The organism is Paenibacillus sp. J14 (genome assembly GCF_000518465.1).
Lineage (GTDB): Bacteria > Bacillota > Bacilli > Paenibacillales > Paenibacillaceae > Fontibacillus > Fontibacillus barengoltzii.
The window spans coordinates 1-18,446 of the sequence record NZ_JADQ01000073.1 but is presented as its reverse complement, the minus strand read 5'-3'; the positions used below and the strand labels follow the sequence as shown (position 1 = coordinate 18,446).

At 52.1% G+C, this 18,446-nt stretch carries 16 protein-coding genes and 1 pseudogene; 15 read left to right on the top strand and 2 right to left on the bottom strand.

Annotated elements, in window-relative coordinates; all coding sequences use genetic code 11:
- Both M891_RS24265 and M891_RS0120290 read left to right on the top strand, forming a co-directional pair.
- Positions 1-187 (top strand): annotated as a pseudogene (locus M891_RS24265) (ISLre2 family transposase); the annotation flags it as partial.
- 214 nt (positions 188-401) lie between these two features.
- A complete protein-coding gene (locus M891_RS0120290) occupies positions 402-1,085 on the top strand; it encodes a DUF554 domain-containing protein (protein WP_016310763.1) in 684 nt (227 codons plus the stop codon).
- Positions 1,086-1,415: 330 nt separating this feature from the next.
- On the opposite strand, the gene M891_RS0120285 is transcribed toward M891_RS0120290, so the two are convergent.
- Complete coding sequence (locus M891_RS0120285) at positions 1,416-2,426, bottom strand: LacI family DNA-binding transcriptional regulator (RefSeq protein WP_028540065.1); 1,011 nt, start codon at positions 2,424-2,426, stop codon at positions 1,416-1,418.
- Positions 2,427-2,677: 251 nt separating this feature from the next.
- Between M891_RS0120285 and M891_RS0120280 the strand changes: the two genes are divergently transcribed.
- The 13 genes from M891_RS0120280 to M891_RS0120220 all read left to right on the top strand — a co-directional run bounded on the left by M891_RS0120280 (position 2,678) and on the right by M891_RS0120220 (position 17,934).
- Positions 2,678-4,003 carry an ABC transporter substrate-binding protein gene (locus M891_RS0120280; protein WP_028540064.1) on the top strand — a complete coding sequence of 442 codons (1,326 nt, stop codon included), beginning with the start codon at positions 2,678-2,680 and terminating at the stop codon, positions 4,001-4,003.
- A 95-nt stretch (positions 4,004-4,098) separates the two neighbouring features.
- Positions 4,099-5,085 (top strand): carbohydrate ABC transporter permease, encoded by a 987-nt coding sequence (locus M891_RS0120275; RefSeq protein WP_028540063.1) that lies wholly within the window; start codon positions 4,099-4,101, stop codon positions 5,083-5,085.
- A 15-nt stretch (positions 5,086-5,100) separates the two neighbouring features.
- Positions 5,101-5,979, top strand: a complete 879-nt coding sequence (locus tag M891_RS0120270) for a carbohydrate ABC transporter permease (RefSeq protein ID WP_016310767.1) — start codon at positions 5,101-5,103, stop codon at positions 5,977-5,979.
- Between the two features lie 33 nt (positions 5,980-6,012).
- Positions 6,013-7,107, top strand: a complete 1,095-nt coding sequence (locus M891_RS0120265; RefSeq protein ID WP_016310768.1) for a glycoside hydrolase family 130 protein — start codon at positions 6,013-6,015, stop codon at positions 7,105-7,107.
- 18 nt (positions 7,108-7,125) lie between these two features.
- Positions 7,126-8,076, top strand: coding sequence for an MTP-1 family protein (locus M891_RS0120260; protein ID WP_016310769.1), 951 nt, complete (start codon positions 7,126-7,128; stop codon positions 8,074-8,076).
- Positions 8,077-8,259: 183 nt separating this feature from the next.
- Positions 8,260-9,354: a glycosyltransferase gene (locus M891_RS0120255; RefSeq protein ID WP_028540061.1), complete on the top strand. Its 1,095-nt coding sequence runs from the start codon at positions 8,260-8,262 to the stop codon at positions 9,352-9,354.
- Positions 9,351-9,992 (top strand): glycerol-3-phosphate acyltransferase, encoded by a 642-nt coding sequence (locus M891_RS0120250; RefSeq protein ID WP_028540060.1) that lies wholly within the window; start codon positions 9,351-9,353, stop codon positions 9,990-9,992. The genes M891_RS0120255 and M891_RS0120250 overlap by 4 nt, the downstream gene beginning before the upstream one ends.
- Before the next feature lie 102 nt (positions 9,993-10,094).
- Positions 10,095-10,268, top strand: a complete 174-nt coding sequence (locus M891_RS25620; RefSeq protein WP_164744226.1) for a hypothetical protein — start codon at positions 10,095-10,097, stop codon at positions 10,266-10,268.
- A 150-nt stretch (positions 10,269-10,418) separates the two neighbouring features.
- Complete coding sequence (locus M891_RS0120240) at positions 10,419-12,134, top strand: sensor histidine kinase (protein WP_028540059.1); 1,716 nt, start codon at positions 10,419-10,421, stop codon at positions 12,132-12,134.
- A 138-nt stretch (positions 12,135-12,272) separates the two neighbouring features.
- The gene (locus M891_RS0120235; protein WP_028540058.1) at positions 12,273-13,847 is read left to right on the top strand and encodes a response regulator; all 1,575 of its coding nucleotides are present in this window, start codon (positions 12,273-12,275) and stop codon (positions 13,845-13,847) included.
- 493 nt (positions 13,848-14,340) lie between these two features.
- The gene (locus M891_RS0120230; RefSeq protein ID WP_028540057.1) at positions 14,341-15,261 is read left to right on the top strand and encodes an ABC transporter permease; all 921 of its coding nucleotides are present in this window, start codon (positions 14,341-14,343) and stop codon (positions 15,259-15,261) included.
- A 60-nt stretch (positions 15,262-15,321) separates the two neighbouring features.
- Positions 15,322-16,257: a carbohydrate ABC transporter permease gene (locus tag M891_RS0120225; protein ID WP_028540056.1), complete on the top strand. Its 936-nt coding sequence runs from the start codon at positions 15,322-15,324 to the stop codon at positions 16,255-16,257.
- 72 nt (positions 16,258-16,329) lie between these two features.
- Positions 16,330-17,934, top strand: a complete 1,605-nt coding sequence (locus M891_RS0120220; protein WP_028540055.1) for an ABC transporter substrate-binding protein — start codon at positions 16,330-16,332, stop codon at positions 17,932-17,934.
- Positions 17,935-18,217: 283 nt separating this feature from the next.
- Here the strand turns inward: M891_RS0120220 and M891_RS24260 are convergent.
- A partial coding sequence (locus M891_RS24260) for an IS3 family transposase (protein ID WP_036701216.1) occupies positions 18,218-18,446 on the bottom strand: 229 nt, incomplete at its 5' end.

Below are 18,446 nucleotides of genomic sequence, written 5' to 3'. Positions count from 1 at the left end.
GGTGGTAAGAACGGTTGAAGGACAAGCGAGTAAGCAGGCAACGCCGCAGCAGTCGATAAACATGCGGCAATTGCTCAAGAACGTGACGCAACCGGTCAAGGGTTGTATCGCTGGAATGATTCGCATGCTGCAAGGACCGAAGCAAAGCAGCACAACGGGTATGGCACTCAAAGCACTTCGCGGATAACGGCAAAAAATTCTGACAAATCACTTGTGTTTGATGAAAGAACGAAGCAAAGCGCTTACAAGGAAGAGGTTCCTTCGGGGTTCGCGTTCCAGGCATCTTAAATGACTGCCCACGCTAGCTTGACACTGACCATCCAGGAGAGGCGCTAGACGGTTATTCGGCAACACGTTATCATGAATGAGGACAGAACTTATGAACGGATAGGAGCAGGAATATGATCGGAACGATTGTGAACACGGTCGCCATATTGGCGGGGAGTGTGCTTGGCAGCATCTTTAAGAAAGGGCTGAAGGAGACGTATCAGACCGCCCTATTTACCGCCATCGGTCTGGCTGCCACCATGCTTGGCATTAACGCTGCGGTGACCCATATGAAGGACAGCACATTCCCTGTGTTGTTTATCATCAGCCTGGCGGCGGGGAGTCTGGCCGGAACTGCACTGGACATCGACGGGAAATTCCAACGGCTGGTGGGGCGGTTCTCCACCTCGAATTTGGGACAAGGACTGTCGACGGCCATCCTGCTCTTCTGCATTGGCACGTTATCCATCCTTGGGCCGATCGAAAGCGCGCTGCACGGGAATCATACGTACCTGTACATGAACGCCACGCTGGATTTGGTCACCTCCATGGTGCTGGCCTCCAGTTACGGCATCGGAATTGCCCTTACTGCTGTCGTGCTCTTTTTATGGCAGGGGGCCATCTATATGAGCGCTGATTATTTAGCGACATTTCTAACGACTCCATTGCTGACGGAGATCTCCATTGTCGGCGGCGTGCTGATTGCCAGCTCAGGGTTATCGATATTGAAGATCATCGACGCGAAGACGCTAAATATGCTGCCGTCCTTATTGGTGCCGGTGATCTGGTTTTTGCTTAAAGGCTGGTTTGGTTATTGAGGACTCAAGTCGGGTGAGGCGGGAGCAACAAACATCCTCAATGATAATTAGCTGGAAAAAGTACCGTTAAATTCGACGTAGATGGTCCTTTCGCGCAACGAACAGTAAAACCTGCCGTTAATTTCATCAAAATCGCTGATTTCGTGGAAAAGCACTCAAATTAACTATACATTTTGCTGTTATATCGCCCAAACCTTGCGTTCTCGTCAAGATTAACGGTAGAAATTCCAGTTAGTTTTGATTTCACCGACGGAGAGTCGTAGCGATCCCATCGTCCACGGATACACAAAAAGGTAGATCAGGGTTATCTCCCTGATCTACCTTTTTAATTTAAGCTTTCACCGCTGTCGTCGATTCGCGCACGATTAAGCGGGTAGGCAGCAGAATTTCCTGGTACGCTTCGTCCGGATGCTTGATCCGCCACATGAGCTGTTCAAACGCTTTGTGCGCGAACAGGGACAGGTCAACCTCCATCGTCGTGATTTTGGGTGAGGCCATTTGGGAATAATGGCTGTTGTCGAAGCCGCAGATCGAGATCTCGTCAGGGATTTGGTACCCCAGTTGACGCAACGCCAAGCTGACGTAAAACGCAAATCCATCATTTAAGCAGAACCATGCGCTAGGCTGGTTATCCAAACGGCGTATGGCTTCTGTGATTGTCTCCTCCTCTTCCTGCGTATGCACAAGCATCAGCTCTTTACGCGGCTCCAGGCCGTGCTCTCGCAGGGCAAGCAGATAACCTTCCCAACGCTCTTGATAACTAGGCGACACTGCAACATTGCCCAGGATGCCGATATCCTGATGGCCATAATCGAGCAGATGCTTGACCGCGATATAAGCGCTGAAACGGTTATTGGTCAGCACTGCATCGGTAGAGAGCAACGGGTGATGGTGGTCAATCAGCACAGTGGGGATGCCTTGCTCCAGTACGTTGCGGATATAAGCTGTACTGATATGCGACAGAATGAGGAGGCCGTCTACTTGCTTCTCTTCGATGAAAGAAGGCAGTTGCAACCGATCTCGCATCTCGGGAGTAATCGATTGAATCAGGAGATTGATGCCATGGTTCTTGGCTTCCCGTTCGACCGCAAGATAGATTTCCCCGAAAAACTGCATGGAAAAAGCAAAATCTGAGGCAATAAGTCCGATCGTCTTCACATGATTTGGATTGCCGGCCGCAGTCTTCTTATTGTAACGGTAGCCCATGGCTTCCGCTGTTTCGATAATTTTGCGCCGCGTTTCTTCGCTTACTCCGTCCTTGCCGGATAACGCCTGGGAGACAGAGTTTTTAGATATATTTAAGCGATCCGCGATATCCTGCATGGCGACTTTTTTACGCATTTAGAATCCCCTCTATGCTACAGCTTATCGTTTTTGTAACGTTACAAAAATAAATATACACGAAAAATGTTGTAATGTAAACGATTGGCGGAGAAAAGCCTATTTTTTAGCATTTTTCGATTCCGAAATCCTCTCTTGACAGCGTTATCATTTGGATAGATAATAAAAGCGTAATCTTAATGTAACGTTACAAAAGAGGGTTAGTCATGAAATTAGTAATTCTATTATTTATCTAGTAGGGGGTCATTGGTGTGAAGAAGAAGTTTTCCTTGGGCATCATCTCGGTTCTTGCGGTTTCCCTGCTGTTGTCGGCCTGCTCCGGCAATAACGGAGGCACCAGCCAAGGCGAACAGAATGGGAAGGGAGGACAAAACGCCGAGCCGGGCAAGAAGGTCGAACTGAAGTTGACGACTTGGGCCGGGGCAGACGAAGCGAAAGAGCTGCAGCAGCTTCTTGACGAATTAAATGAGAAATCTACAACGTATACGATTGTGCAAGATTCGAATCCAGCGGAGTACGATACTCGATTAATCACCCAATTAACCGGTGATTCGGGACCGGATTTGTTCTGGATCAGTGCACAGCGTGCGGCCCAATTCTCGTCGGAAGGCGCGATGCTGGACATTACAGATCGCTTGAAGTCCTCTGACAAACCGGCAGCAAACGTAGATGACTATTATGAGTCTTCCCTTCAACCATTTACGCACGATGGGAAGGTTTACGGTCTGCCATGGTTGCAGCAACCGGTAATGCTGTACGTGAATAAGGGATTGTTCGATGAAGCCGGTGTGTCTTATCCGGATGAAACCTGGACCTGGGAGCAATTTACCGATGCAGCAACGAAGCTGACGAAAGACAAGAACGGCAAACATCCGGGTGAGGATGGGTTTGATGAGAAGTCGGTTGTACAGTGGGGCTTTACGCTAAACGGCTGGCCGCCGTCTCAAATGTTCATCTGGCAAAACGGCGGGGACGTCTTAACCGCAGACGGTCAATCGCCAATCGACTCGCCGGAAGCGAAGGAAGCGTTGAACTTCTACTCCGAACTGGTGAAGGGTCCATTGACACCTTCGCAGCAAATCGTGCGCGATCGCGGCTTCGATAAAATGTTCCGCGACGGCCAAGTGGCGATGTTCATGGGCGGGGCAGCCGATGATCTGGATTCCACGGTCGATAACGTGCAGGCCTTTATGGTTCCAGCCGGACCAACCGGCATTCACGCGACCTTTGGCGATATCCTTGGCATGGGCATCAACGTCAAGACGAAAAACGCCGATGCAGCTTTCGAAGCTTTAGTAGACCTGAGCGATGCGATCCATCACTGGAAGATCATGCCGCCGCGTAAATCCCTGGCGGACCTGGCGACGCTGCAGGAGCTTCATCCGAAGAAATCACATTCCCTTGAAGCGATTATCAGCTCGATGGAATACGCAAGACCGTATCGCTACTCTGAGAAATATCCGGAATGGGAGAACATTTACTGGACGCAGCTGATGGACCCGATCATCAACGCTGGGACCGACCCGGAGAAGCTGATTCCGGAAGTGAAGCCGCTGCTGGAGAGTGTGATGAAATAATTGAAGGTTCAAGCGAGAAGGACGGGGAGGCATCAGCCTCCTCCCTTTTCTTCATCAAGTGAACGGGTCAACCTGTGCAGAAAGGAGGAAACCGCATGGAAAACCATCTGGCAACATTCATCCGATGGTTGCTAGTCCCTGTTGTCCTGTTAGTCATTGCGAGCGTGCTCTACTTCGTTGTTTCTAAGCTGGGTTGGAAAAAGAAGCAGGCGATCGGTTTAGCACTCGTTTCTCCGTGGATTGTAGGTTTCCTGATTTTTACCGTATATCCTTTGATAGATTCCTTATATTTGAGCTTTACCGAGTCCTCGATCTTCGGCAAGACAGAATGGGTTGGATTCGGCAATTATATCAAGCTGTTTACGAATGATATCGAGTTCTGGCCGTCCATTCGGATTACGCTATTGTACGCCGCCTTGTCGCTGCCCATCGGCGTGATTGGCGCGCTGCTGGTCGCTATGCTGCTGAACAATAAAATCAAGGGGATCGGTACGTACCGGACCATCTACTTCCTTCCGGCGGTCATGCCCGAGGTGGCCGTGGCGCTGCTGTGGAGATGGATGTTTAACAGTGAATCCGGCATTATCAACTACGTTCTATCGCCGCTGTTATCTCTATTTGGCATCGATAAGCCCAATTGGTTTGGCGATCCTCATTACGTGATTGGCGCGTTTGTCATCATGAGCTTATGGGGGATCTTTGGGACCAATACGGTCGTATTCCTAGCCGGCTTACAAGGTGTTCCCAAAAACCTGTACGAAGCCGCTGAAATTGACGGAGCCGGACGATTTGCCAAGTTTGTGCACATCACGATTCCGCAAATTTCGCCGGTGATCCTGCTGCAGGTCATCATGGGGATGATCGGAGCGCTGCAGATCTTTACGATTGCGATGTTCGTCCGTCCAACTTCGGCCGCCGGCAAATTTATGAACCAGTTGGTGTACGAGCGCGGATTCACGCAGCTGCATATGGGCGAGGCATCGGCCATCGCTTGGGTGTTGTTTATCATCATCCTGGTGTTGACGCTGCTCGTGTTCCGTTCCAGCCCGGCGTGGGTTCACTACGAATCGGAACGGCGCTAATAGGAGGTGTAACACATGGAAAATACTTCGACAGCCCGTACTCAAGCCGTCTCCGGCAGAACGTGGAAATGGGTGAACAAGACGATCATATACGTCATCGTCACGTTCTTAGCTGCCGTTATCCTGGTGCCGTTCTTCTGGATGGTGTCGACCGCCCTGCAAGCGGACGGGGATATCTTCGCCTGGCCGCCGCAATGGATTCCAGATCCGCCGCAATGGCATAACTTCGTGGAAGCGTGGACGGCGATGCCGTTTAACCGCTACTTGTTTAACACGATCTTTATCGTGGTGTTGGGGATCATCGCGGAGTTGATCAGCGCCACGATTGTCGCTTATGGATTTGCGCGGTTTCGTTTTCCTGGAAGCGGCTTGATCTTCCTCGTGCTGCTGGCTACGATGATGCTGCCGTTTCACGTCACGTTGATTCCGACGTTCCTGATCTGGCAGAAGTTTGGCCTGGTCGGCCAATTTGACCCGCTTGTCCTGCGGGCGTGGACGGCTTGGGGACCGTTTTATATATTCCTGCTGCGTCAGTTTTTCATGACCTTGCCGCGGGAGCTGGACGATGCGGCTGAGATGGACGGGTCGAATTTCTTCCAGACTTTCGTTTATATCATGCTGCCGCAGGTGAAGCCGGCGTTGCTGGCTGTCGCGATCTTTGCGTTCCGGGGGTATTGGAACGACTTTCTGGGTCCGCTCATCTACCTGTCGGATATGAAGATGTATACGCTGAATGTCGGGATGTATTTCTTTATGGGCGGCGTGAACGAAGCCCCGCAATGGAATTACCTGATGGCCATGTCCACGCTGGTGGCGCTGCCGGTCATCCTGTTGTTCTTTATGGCCCAGCGTTACTTTATCGAGGGCATTACGTTTACGGGCATGAAAGACTAATCAGTCTGAATTTCGGATAGGAGGAACTGCTAGATGACGATGTTGCAAAAGATAGAGATCAATCGCTCCGTGAACAATCCGCTGATTACGCCGAAGGATGTCAAGCCTACCTTCCCGGATTGGGAAGTACTTGGCGTATTTAACGCTGGCGTAGCTGAATATGAAGGAGAAGTGCTCCTGCTGCTGCGGGTGGCGGAATGCCCTCGGCAGACCGACCCGCGCTATGTGCTTGTACCGGTGGTGGACGTAAACCGCCAGACCCGCGGGGCAGAGCCAGCAGTGGAAATTGTGAGAGTCGACCGGGAAGATCCGAGCTTCGACTTCTCCGACCCTCGGGTGATCCGCGATCAGCAGGGAACCACGGTGTACTTAACGTCCATCTCCCATTTTCGCGTGGCCCGCAGCCGGGACGGCTTGAACTTTACCATCGACGAGACGCCTAGCGTCTGGCCGGAAGACCCGCTGGAACGCTGGGGGATTGAAGATCCGCGGATTACCCAGTTGGGAGATCAATATCATATCACCTACAGCGCCGTTTCTGAACGAGGCGTAGCCGTTGGCCGGTTGACGACCACCGACTTTGTGACGTTCAATCGGGAAGGGGTGATCCTGGCCCCGACGAATAAAGATGTAACCTTGTTCCCCGCAGCAATCGATGGCAAATATTATATGCTTCACCGCCCGGTGCCGGAAGGCCTCGGATTGCCGGAAATCTGGGTGGCCGAGTCGCCGGACCTGGAGCACTGGGGAAATCATCGCTTCCTGATGGGACTGCGCGAAGGAAAATGGGACGGAGCCCGCATCGGCGCGGGTTGTGTGCCGATCCAAACCGAGGCAGGCTGGCTGATTCTGTACCATGGCGCGGATCAGACGCATCGCTACTGCATGGGCGCAGCCTTGCTGGACCTCAACGATCCAGGCCGGGTAATCGCCCGCATGGAGGAACCGCTGATGGTGCCGGAAGCGGAATATGAGACGAGCGGATTTTTCCACAGTGTGATTTTTGCTTGCGGAGCAATCGTCAAGGGAGAACAAGTGATTATGTATTATGGGGCATCGGACGATTCGATGGCCTGCGCGAGCTTCCGCCTCCCGCAGCTGCTGGAAGCTTTGCAACCACTAAGCTAACGGAAAGGGAATCAGATGATGGCAAATTTTCAAAACAGCGGTGTGTTGTCGTGCGAGAAGTTGGTTGAGGCCTACCGGCATAAGGCAAAGGTGAACAAGCCCGGAGAGGCCGTCAAACTGATATTTGAAGGGGTAGGCGAACGGGACGTTTACAATATTTCGGCTCCCTTCGAGGACGAAGGGGAGCTGGTCATTGCCGGACGCGTGGAGCGCCGGGACAGCGAGGAGTCGGAGATTTGGTTTTTTGTTCGCCGCGGCGAGCATTGGGTTCCCCGGGAAGGGGCGCCGGTGTTTGGGCTGCAGGATCCGTTCTTCACTCGCATCGGCGGGGAGCTGATATTCGGCGGGGTGCAGACGTTCCCGCACCCGGAGCTGGAAGGAGCGCTCAGTTGGCGGACGGTATTTTACAAGGGACCTCGTCTTCATCAGTTAGAGCTGTTTTTCCAAGGCCCGGACCAAATGAAGGATTTGCGCCTGGTGGAGCTGTCCGACGGAACCATTGGCGTATTTACCCGTCCGCAGGGGGAGAAAGGGGGCAGAGGGAAAATCGGCTTCGCGAAAGTGGACCGGCTTACGGATCTCTCGCTTGAGGTGGTGCAGGAAGCACCGCTGCTTGAGCAATTCCTTGATGAGGAATGGGGCGGCAGCAACGAAATCCATCTGCTAGCTAACGGCAAGCTGGGGGTGCTGGGCCATATTGCCCGCTTCGATGAACAAGGCGACCGCCATTATTACCCGATGGCCTTCGGGTTTGACCCGGCAACCGGCCAATACACCGATATGGAGATTATCGCCGAACGCGCCGATTTCCTGCCGGGCCCGGCGAAGCGGCCGGATTTAGCTGACGTCGTATTCAGCGGCGGACTTGTCCGTCAAGGCGGCGGCAAAGCGACATTGTATGCGGGAATCAGCGATGCGGAAGCGCAGAGCTTGGTGATCGACGATCCGTTTATTAAATTGGAGCAATAAGATAGGATCTAAGCCTCTCTCGGTTGTCGAGAGGGGTTTTGTTTTTTCGTTGAAAAAATAGGAATTGTCGACTACACTAGCGGTAGTCTCTTCTACTTTTTTGTACATCTCTGCTATTACGAACATAGAATACTCATATACGTCATTTCACTTTATTTCGGCAGCGAAAGAGGTGGGGCAGCAATGGGAATTTGGATCGTATTAGCCATCGGATGGATTGCAGGATGGATCCTGTTTCGGGCGGTTGTTGTTCCCGAACGGGAAGAACCTTATCGCGGAGGAGAGAAGGTGTCGGTAATCATTCCGGCGCGGAATGAAGCCGGGAATTTACCGCATCTGCTGGGTTCGTTGCAAAATCAAACCTATCCTCCCGATGAGATCATTGTGGTGGATGATTTTTCGGACGATGGCACCTATGAGGTCGCCGTTAAATATGGGGTAAACGTAATTCGGAACGACGCGCTGCCTCCCGGATGGACAGGGAAAACCTGGGCGGTCTGGAACGGCTACCGGCAATCCACCGGCAACGTGATCGTCTTCCTGGATGCCGACATTCGATTGGCCCCCCGGGCGCTGGAGTCACTGCTGCAGGCGCGGGCCGAGGCGGGCGGTGTGATTTCCGTCGTACCGTTTCATGTCACGGAGAAGTTTTATGAACGTCTGGCGCTCATTACGAATGTCCTGGGCGTATTTGCGTTCACCTCGCCGTTTGAACTGCGCAGCCGGCAAAAAGGGCTCTACGGCTCCTGCATCGTGACGACACGCCGCGATTACGAGGCGATTCAGGGGCATGACAGCATTCGTGCGGAGCTGCTCGACGATTTGAACCTTGGCGCGAAGTTCCGCGAGGCGGGCATTCGCGTGACCAATTTTCTCGGCAGCGGCCTCGTCTCTTTCCGGATGTACCCGAACGGGATTCGCAGCGAGCTCGAGGGGTTCGGGAAAGGGGCGGTGCTGAGCACAGCCAAGCTTCGTCCGGCGACGACGCTGTTGGTTGCGGTGTGGCTCCTGGGGCTTATCGCTTCTGAAGGCGCCTTGTTCCTTTGGAACACAGCCTGGGCTTACCCGCTGCTGATCGGATATGTGCTGTATGCGGTGCAGCTATATTTCTTGGTGCGCTATGTAGGGAAGTTTGGCATAGGGATGCCTTTGCTTCATGTGTTGTCGACCCTCTTTTTCCTCGTGATCCTGATCTATTCGGCCTATCAAGTGGTGTTTCGGGGATCGGTCACCTGGAAAGGCCGGGACGTACAGGTAGGAAGCAGGGGAGATCGATGATTCTCTGGCTGGCAGCGGTGGAGTTCCTGTGCGGGGCTTTAATGTTTTCCTATTGGCTGGGCAAGGCGGCCCGGAAAGATTTACGGCAGGTTGGCGACGGCAACCCCGGCGCGTTTAATCTGTGGCAGTCTGCCGGTTACCATTGGGGATTGGCGGGCATTCTGCTCGATTTTATGAAGGGATATGTGCCGCTGGTCTTCCTGGTCGAATCGGGGATGCTGGGACGCGATTACGGGATGACGCTGGTTGCGGTCGCCCCGATCCTGGGGCATGCCTTTTCGCCCTTCCTTAAATTTAAGGGGGGGAAGGCGATTGCTGTCACCTTTGGCGTGTGGAGCGCCTTAACCCGATTTGAGGCGGCCTTGGCCTATGCGGTGATTCTCGCGGTGCTGCTTGCGGTATTTTCTTTCTATAAGAAGGGAAAATATGCATCTAGGGAAGCCGACGGCTTCCAAGTTGTCGTGGGCATGGCGATGCTGTCCATTTTTCTGCTGGTTGCCGGCTATGCTCGGCCCTACTGGGGGGTCTGGCTGGTAAACCTCATCGTGCTGGGTTTCACCAACCGGCAGGCGATTCGGAGCTTCCTGACCGGGAAGGGCGGCAAGCTGCCTCGCTCCGGGGATGGCGTCACACTGTAATCGCTCCGAATCAGAAACATGGATAAAGTTAGGGACCGAGGTATATATTGGGTTGGAAACAGAAAAGCTATAGGCAACCTGATATGGAAGGAGCAAAGCTGTATGGATGCCACTCTTGGAGCGGATGAAGTTGTCCGCCGTATTAAACAATTGCAGAGTGAAGGCGTTTCGCTGAGCAAGAAGCAGGTCAAGCAGAACGATCCGGAGTTGATGCGCAACGCTTTGTTTTATTTTCCTAGCTGGGAACATGCCGTAAAGAACGCAGAAACCTTATAATACCGCACCTTATTAAACCGATTCGGGTTGGCGAAGTAAAAGCCATGGACCTGGGTCGGTTTTTTATTATTTATTTTCTGGACAAGGGTCGATATGATGAATAGGAGGATAATGTAAGCGATTAAATTGATGAGAAAGCTTGGCGATCCCATGAAAAAATATATCCCCTTCACCTACAAAATGCTGATTCCTTACCTGCTGCTCGTGCTGTTAACGGACGTGATCATCGGCTACGTGTCGTACACGATGCTGACGGAATCCCGGACGGAGATGGCCGAGACGAATATCCGCACCGGAATGGAGCAGGCCCGGAATAACATTCGTTACCAAATGGACGAGATCCAGCGGATGTCGGATACCCTGTTTGGCAATCTCGCCTTTCAACGAGCGATGCAAACCAAAGGGGAGCCGTACGACATTTATCTGGTTATGCTGGATGAGATCGTTCCGGAAATTACGGCGCCGCTCAAGCTGTTTGGCAACCATATTCGGCTGATGCTGTATACGCTGAACAGCGATCTGTATATCGTTTCGGGCGATAATTTGGAGGAGCCGATTCACCGCAGTGACTATTACATTCTGCCGTTTGAGGACATTCAGGACAGCGCCTGGTATCAACAGTTTAAAGATTCCGAACGGGATAATATCTGGCTGCAGATCGACACCGATCAGCGGTTGGGGAACATCTCTCATATCCGCCGCCTGGTCTCATATAGCGGGAACATGACCGTGATCGGATATGTCCGCATCACCGCTTCCCTCGACGATTTGTTTGGCGACTTCTCCACGTTCCCTGTCGAGCAGGGAATTACGGTACGCCTGATTGATTCCGCGTCGGACGGGGCCTTGCTCTATCAGAGGGGGAATGCGGAAATGGGCGCCCAGCCGGGAAAATATCTGAGTCTGCATGAACCGATTCCCGGCACCGATTTTGTGATTGAGGCGCTGGTTCCGAAGGCGTACTTAACGAAGGATGCAGGCAGGCTGCAGCGGGTGATTTTTACCGTGTGCGGCATCAGTTTTATCTGCATGGCTTTCATTGGGTTTATTGTGGCTCGGCTGTCCGGACGAAAGATGAAACGCATCGTTTGGCTCGTCCGTTCCTTTCAGGAGGGGAACTTCCAGAAGCGGATTCGCTTCTCCGGTAACGATGAGTTTGTACATATTGCCGATGCATTTAACGTGATGGCGGCCAATATTCAGGGGCTGATCAACAGCGTGTACGTGCAAGGCATCCAGAAGAAGCAAGCGGAGCTGGAGGCGTTGCAGGCGCAGATGAACCCGCATTTTCTATACAATACGCTGTCGACAATCAGCAGTTTGGCCAATCTCGGCGAGACCGCCAAGGTCACCGAGATGGTGCAGGGCTTGTCGCGATTTTATCGGCTGACCTTGAATCAAGGGAACGTCTTTACACCGCTGGAACACGAGTTGAAGCAGGTGGAGACGTATCTGGGTATTCAGCGGGTCAAATACGCCGGGGCTTTCTCTGTCCACGTCGACGTGGATCCCGAACTGCTGCAGGTACAAGTGATGAAGCTGATCCTGCAGCCGTTCGTGGAGAATACGTTTAAGCATGCCTGGTTTGGCGAATCGATTGCGATCGTCATTAAAGGGAAGCGGCGGGGCGATGACCTGGAGTTGAAAGTGATCGATAACGGGATTGGGATGAGGCCGGAGACGGTGCAGCGTTTGCTGATTGGTCCAAGCCCATCCGGCGGCTACGGGGTGAAGAATGTCGATGCGCGGATCAAGCTCCGCTACGGAGGTAAATACGGCATTCGCATCGCCAGCATCTACGGCGGAGGCACAACGGTTCAGATCGTGCTTCCGATGAACTCTGGGGAGCTTCCGGCAATGGAATAATTTTTGGTGATCTCTCAGAGGAAAGTCTGTAAAATCGGTGAATTTGTATAGATTATCATTGCAAACCGATATGTTCAGCGGAACGAGCGATAAGTATGCTCGAGATAAGAAGTAAACCTACGAGAAGGAATGACGGCCATGGAGATTAACGTATTACTTGTCGACGATGAGGCAGTAGACCTCGAGTGGCTGCGCCGCAGAGTGCAGGGCAGCGGAATGAACCTGCAGGTGGCGGCAACCGCCAATAACGGCTTTAATGCGCTTAAGGCGATGGAGCAGGAGCGAATCGATCTGATTCTGTCCGATATCCGCATGCCAATCATGTCAGGCATTGAATTCGCCCGTAAGGCCAAGGAGATTCAGCCAAGTGTCAAAATCGTTTTTATCAGCGGGCACGAGGACTTTGAGTACGCCAAGGAAGCGATCAAGATCAGCGCGTCGGCTTATTTGCTGAAGCCTGTGGAAGATCAGGAGCTGTATAAAATGCTGGGTGAGCTCTGCGCGACCATCGAGCGCGAACGGGATCAAGATCGCACGTTTACGGAAGCGTTGACGCTCGTGAATGAGGAGTTGTTGCTGCGTTGGTTGAACGAGATCTCCCCGGAGCAGGTCGAAGGGCATATTCGCGGATATTTGCAAACCCTGTTTAAAACAGGAACCGCAGCAGCCCTCGTTGAAATCGACGATCTGGAATGGAAGACCGGGGATTTGCCGGAGGAGGAGCGACGCAAGCAAATTCAGAAGGTGATGGCGTTTATCCAGCATTTTACGACGGAGATGAAGCTGGGCACGTTCATCGTCAGCCAACCGACGCGGTTTCTCCTGCTGGCTTCTGTACCGGAAACGGCGTTCCTGGAGCTGCTGGAGGAGCTGATCCGGGCGGTCCGAGGAATTTCCCCCTTCTCCGTGACCGTTGGGGTAGGCAGCTTCGCACGGGATGAAGAAGCGTTGCGGGCGTCCTACCGCCAGGCGCAAGCGGCGCTTAGCGCCAAGTGGCTGGTCGGCAAGGACCGGTTGATCCACGAAGCTCGGGTGTATCCGGGCGAAAGCCGATTTGCCAGTGCACGAACGGACGAGATTCTCCGGCGGATGTTAAAGGCAATTCTAAGCTATGATCTCGTAACGATTGACGACTGCTTGCTGGAGCTGTTTTATCAAGGTTCCCCGCTGGCCCAGAAGAACGATGTGTACGATCTCATCATCCGTATCACCACCCAGCTGCATGCCGATCTGCGTGAGATCAATGAAAATCTGTATGAGCTGTTGAAGTGGGATACGCACCAGCCGGTGCTGCTGTTCCAGTTCGAGACGATTCACGATATTACGTCTTGGCTGCGGAAACGCTTCTTTGAGTTGTCCGAGCTGTTGTACGTCAAGAAGCAGAAGCAGAAACGCAAGCTGATTCAAGATATTATGGCCTATGTCGAGAGCAATCTGGAGCAAAAAATGACGCTGAAAGACGTCGCGGCCCGCTTCGATTTTACGCCAAACTACCTCGGCTTTTTGTTTAAGGAAGAAACGGGCCGGCATTTCAGCGATTACTTGAACGAGCTGAAGACCAAGCGCATCTGCGAGCTGCTGACCGATCCTACCTTGAAGATCTATGAAATCGCTGAACGGATGGGCTATAGAAATATCATTTATTTCAACCGGCAATTCAAGCAAGCTACCGGGATGACGCCCGGGGAATATCGCAAAACGCATAAGATCTGATAAGGTCGGGGCCGTAATCCCCGCTGCGTTCTTGGCGGCCTGGGCTAACGGACATGACGGACGTTATTGACTTGATGGTGCTCGCATTTCCTTTTTAACGGACAGAGGATACCTTATTTCGGATATTTTTGAGCAAATTGCTGTCATAGGGCCGATTTAAGGGTGCTGGAGTCCGTTAGCATGGGAAATCTCCGGGAAATGAGCCCATAAGGTCATTACGGTCCGTTACGATGCGGCGCACGAGTCTCGCTGGTCACTGCACACTACACACCCACTGTTACTGGTCACCCGACAATGGGGGGGCCAGCCCCCCTTTTCATTGGTTTCTGACCTCGTCTCTCCATGATTTAGCGGTAGGCGGGGTTCTTTTTTTTGTGAATTTTTGGATTATCGTGGAATTTGTATTAGTTTTTGTTGTTTCACTGAATCCCGAATGAAACCGCTCCCCTCTATACTGTGAGATAAAGAGACAACCAAGAGGGGAGTTCGAGACATGAAGCGAAGCGGATTCTGGAACGACGTGAAGAAGTATAAGGTTCTGCTGCTCATGCTGACGCCGGCCGTCCTGTTCTTCCTGCTGTTCGCCTATGTGCCGATGGCGGGGATTGTCCTGGCCTTCAAACAATACAACTACACCGGCGGAGTGTTCGGAAGCCCCTGGAACGGACTGGACAACTTCCGGTTTTTCTTCGACTCCGGGGACGCCTGGCGGGTTACACGCAATACGGCTTTGTATAACATTGCGTTTATTGTGGTAAACAACGCGGTGCAGATTTTTGCGGCAATCCTGCTGTTTGAGGTGGCGGGGAAATGGTTTCGCAAAATCACGCAAACGGTGATGTTTCTGCCGTATTTTATCTCCTGGGTTGTCGTGGGGGCGATTGCATATAACTTGTTCAATTACGATTATGGTACGATCAACGTGCTTCTGAATGCGATTGGCCTGGAATCGATTGATATCTACAATACGGCTGCCTATTGGCCGGTGATTCTCGTCGTCGTATCGGCCTGGAAGACGCTGGGTTACGGAACGATTATGTACCTGGCGGCGATCACGAGCATTGATACGGAGATGTATGAAGCCGCTGAGATCGATGGGGCGAACGTCTTTCAACGAATTCGCAAAATCACGATTCCGAACCTTTATCCGACGCTGATCATTTTGGTACTGCTGGCGATCGGGAATATTTTCCGCGGGGACTTCGGCATGTTCTATAACCTGGTTGGCAACAACGGCCTGCTGTTCTCCTCAACGGATGTTATCGACACCTTCGTGTTCCGGATGCTCACAACTTCGAACGAGATTGGGATGTCCGCCGCAGCGGGATTCTATCAATCGATATTGGGCTTCGCGACGATTATGCTGGCGAATTATGCTGTGCGGAAATACGATAAGGACCGCGCTTTGTTCTAAGCGGTTTGTCAACACAATCGCGATGGTCAACAAGAATGAAACGAGTGGAGGTTAACGCTGATGAGTACGATGGCTCCCGATCTGCAGCCGGTCACGAAGCCGGCAGCTTCCAAACCCAAACCGACCGACCGTCTGCTGATGCAGATCATCGGATATGTGGCTTTGACTTTGCTGGCGGTGTTTTGTCTTTTTCCTTTCATACTGGTTCTCTCTTCTTCGTTGACGGACGAGAGCAAGATCATTGAGGACGGGTTCCAGCTGATCCCGACGTCCTTCTCTCTGGAAGCCTACGGCATCCTGTTCAAGTACCCGCAGGAAATGTTGAAGGCGTACGGCGTGACGATTTCCGTTACGCTGCTGGGCACGCTGTTCGGGTTGTTTTTGACCTCGATGACGGCCTATGTGCTGGCGCGCAAGGATTTCAAATGGCGCAGCCATTTCTCCTTCTTCTTCTTCTTCACGACACTGTTCAGCGGCGGGCTTGTCCCGTGGTACTTGCTGATTGTAAACTACCTGGATCTGAAGGATACGTTACTTGTCCTAATTCTGCCGATGCTGATGAACGTCTTCTACATCATCGTAATGAAGTCATTTATGAGCAGCATCCCGGAGGCGATTATCGAATCGGCCAAAATCGACGGGGCGGGCGATTTCCAAATTTATTTGCAATTTGTGATTCCGTTGTCGAAGCCGGCGCTGGCCACGATTGGGCTGTTTATCGCCTTGGGGTACTGGAATGACTGGTATAACGCGCTCTTGTTTATCTCCAATTCCGACCTGATGCCGCTGCAGTATTACTTGTACCGTTTGCTTGGCAACATGGACGGCATGCGCAAGGCGATGATGGCGGCAGGTGCCGTCGTCTCCTCCGACATCCCGACGGAGAGCTTAAAGATGGCGATGACCATCGTAGCCACCGGACCAATCATGATCGCGTATCCGTTCATCCAACGTTATTTTGTGCAAGGCCTAACGATTGGCGCTGTGAAAGGGTGACCTCGGGGCAACCCGGTTATCACATAGAGGAGTTTTTTCTATACCAAATCATTTGTAGGGGGAATAAACGTCATGAAACTGAAGAAGAAAACAACGTTTCTTGTGGCTATGATGCTGGCGTTAATGACTTTACTGTCCGCTTGCGGCGGCGGGAACAATAACGCAGGCAGCGCCAACACCCCGGACGACGCAGCATCAAATAACGCTGCAGCTTCGAACAATGCGTCGGCCAATCCGGCAACCACTGGGGCTGTAGATACGTCCCAAGAAGTTACGCTGAAGCTGCTCATGATTGGCAGCAAACCGACAGATTATGATGAGGTATATGGTGAGCTGAACAAGTTGCTGAAAGAGAAAATTAACGCAACTGTGGAGACGGAGTTTTTGGATTGGGCGGACTGGACCCAGAAATACCCGTTGAAATTTGCAGCGAACGAAGATTTTGACATCGCTTACACCGCGAACTGGGCGTTCTATAATGACCAGGTGCTGAAGGGCGGATTCCTTGAGTTGACGGAGGAAATGCTCCAGACTTATGCCCCAATGACCTGGGAAGCAATGCCGCAAGCCTCTTGGGATCAAGCCAAAGTGAACGGCAAGCTGTACATGGTGCCCAACAACAACCAGGAAGTGACGGACAAGGTTGTTCTGATTCGCGAAGACCTGCGCAAGAAGTACAATCTGGAACCGGTGAACAGCCCGGAAACCTACGCCGCTTATCTGAAAGCGATCGGAGCGGGCGAGAAAGGCATCAGTCCATTCGGCGCAAAGCCAGCTGACGGCTGGAAATGGCATGAGCTGGACCAAATTTTGCTGGAACAACAAAATGAATGGAATCTGGTCGATTACAACTTCCCGCTGGCTTACAAATTGGACGATCCGGCAGGGAAAGTGTTCAACGTGTACGACACGCCGGAGTTTACCGAACTGATCAAATATTATAAGGACTTGGCTGATAACAACGGCTGGTCGAAGAACATCGTGAGCAACAAAAACGACGTGTTCCAGGACATCAAAGCCGGCAAAACCTCCTCGTATGCGCAAAACCTGGGGACGATCTCCAGCAACGTTGGCGAAATCCGCCGCGACAAGCCGGAGATGGAAGTCACCGTTGCCGATTTGACGCCGGATAAGAAAAAAATCGGCGCGATTTCCACGCAAAACGGATTGGCGATTCATGCCACGTCTAAAAACGTCGAGCGTTCGCTGATGCTAATCGACCTGCTGCAAAACGATAAAGAAATCCATGATCTGACGATGTACGGCATCGCCGGCAAGCACTACGAGCCGTTGGGTGATGACAAATACAATCCAGGCCCAAGCTTCAACAACTACAACCTGTCGGGCTACTCCGTATGGGGGTGGAACTCACTGCTGAACCGCACCGACGCTTCCTATCCGGAAGAAGGCAACCAAATGCTGGCGGATTGGCAGTCTAAAGTTTATCACTTCCCGCTGGAAACCTTCGTCTTTGACGACACCAAGGTGAAGAACGAAGTCGCAAACGTAGGCAACGTCATGCTGCGCTATGCGATCCCGCTGGAGTACGGCCTGATCAAAGACTTGGAGAAAGGGCAAGCGGACCTGAACAAACAGTTGAAGGCGGCCGGGTTGGATAAGATTCAACAAGAGCTGCAAAGCCAAATCGACGCATTCCTTGCCGCTCAAAGCCAATAAGCAGGTGAGGGTGACAGGAGGGGACGCCCGTCCCCTCTTTTTCATTCATCGTAATGTTGTGTTAGAAGAAGCAGGATTGAATGAGCGTGATGGGATGTGACCTCGAAGGTTACAGGATGCGCCATTGCGCGATTGAGCGTGCCGAACTGTAAAAGTACATTTCATTTGGTGAAAAGTCCCCTTTATTCAGTGTCTGAAATGTAAAAGCGGCTAGGCCCCCTAAATCCGGAGTCCTGACCTACAAGTTTTGTGTTATCGCAGTCNAGCTCATTTTCTTGTGTGTTTACATCGATTTATGGAACTTTGAGGTATCCTCTAGCATTTTGACCCATAACGAAAACTTCATGGGAGCCATATGCTTCAGGCTACCATGCATTCTTCGATAATTATAAAAGTCCATATATTGATCAAGTGCGATAAACGCTTCTTCAAACGTCATAAATTCTCGTCTGCTAAACAAGTCGCGTTCCAATATGCTATGAAATGATTCGATATAGGCATTCATATTGGGA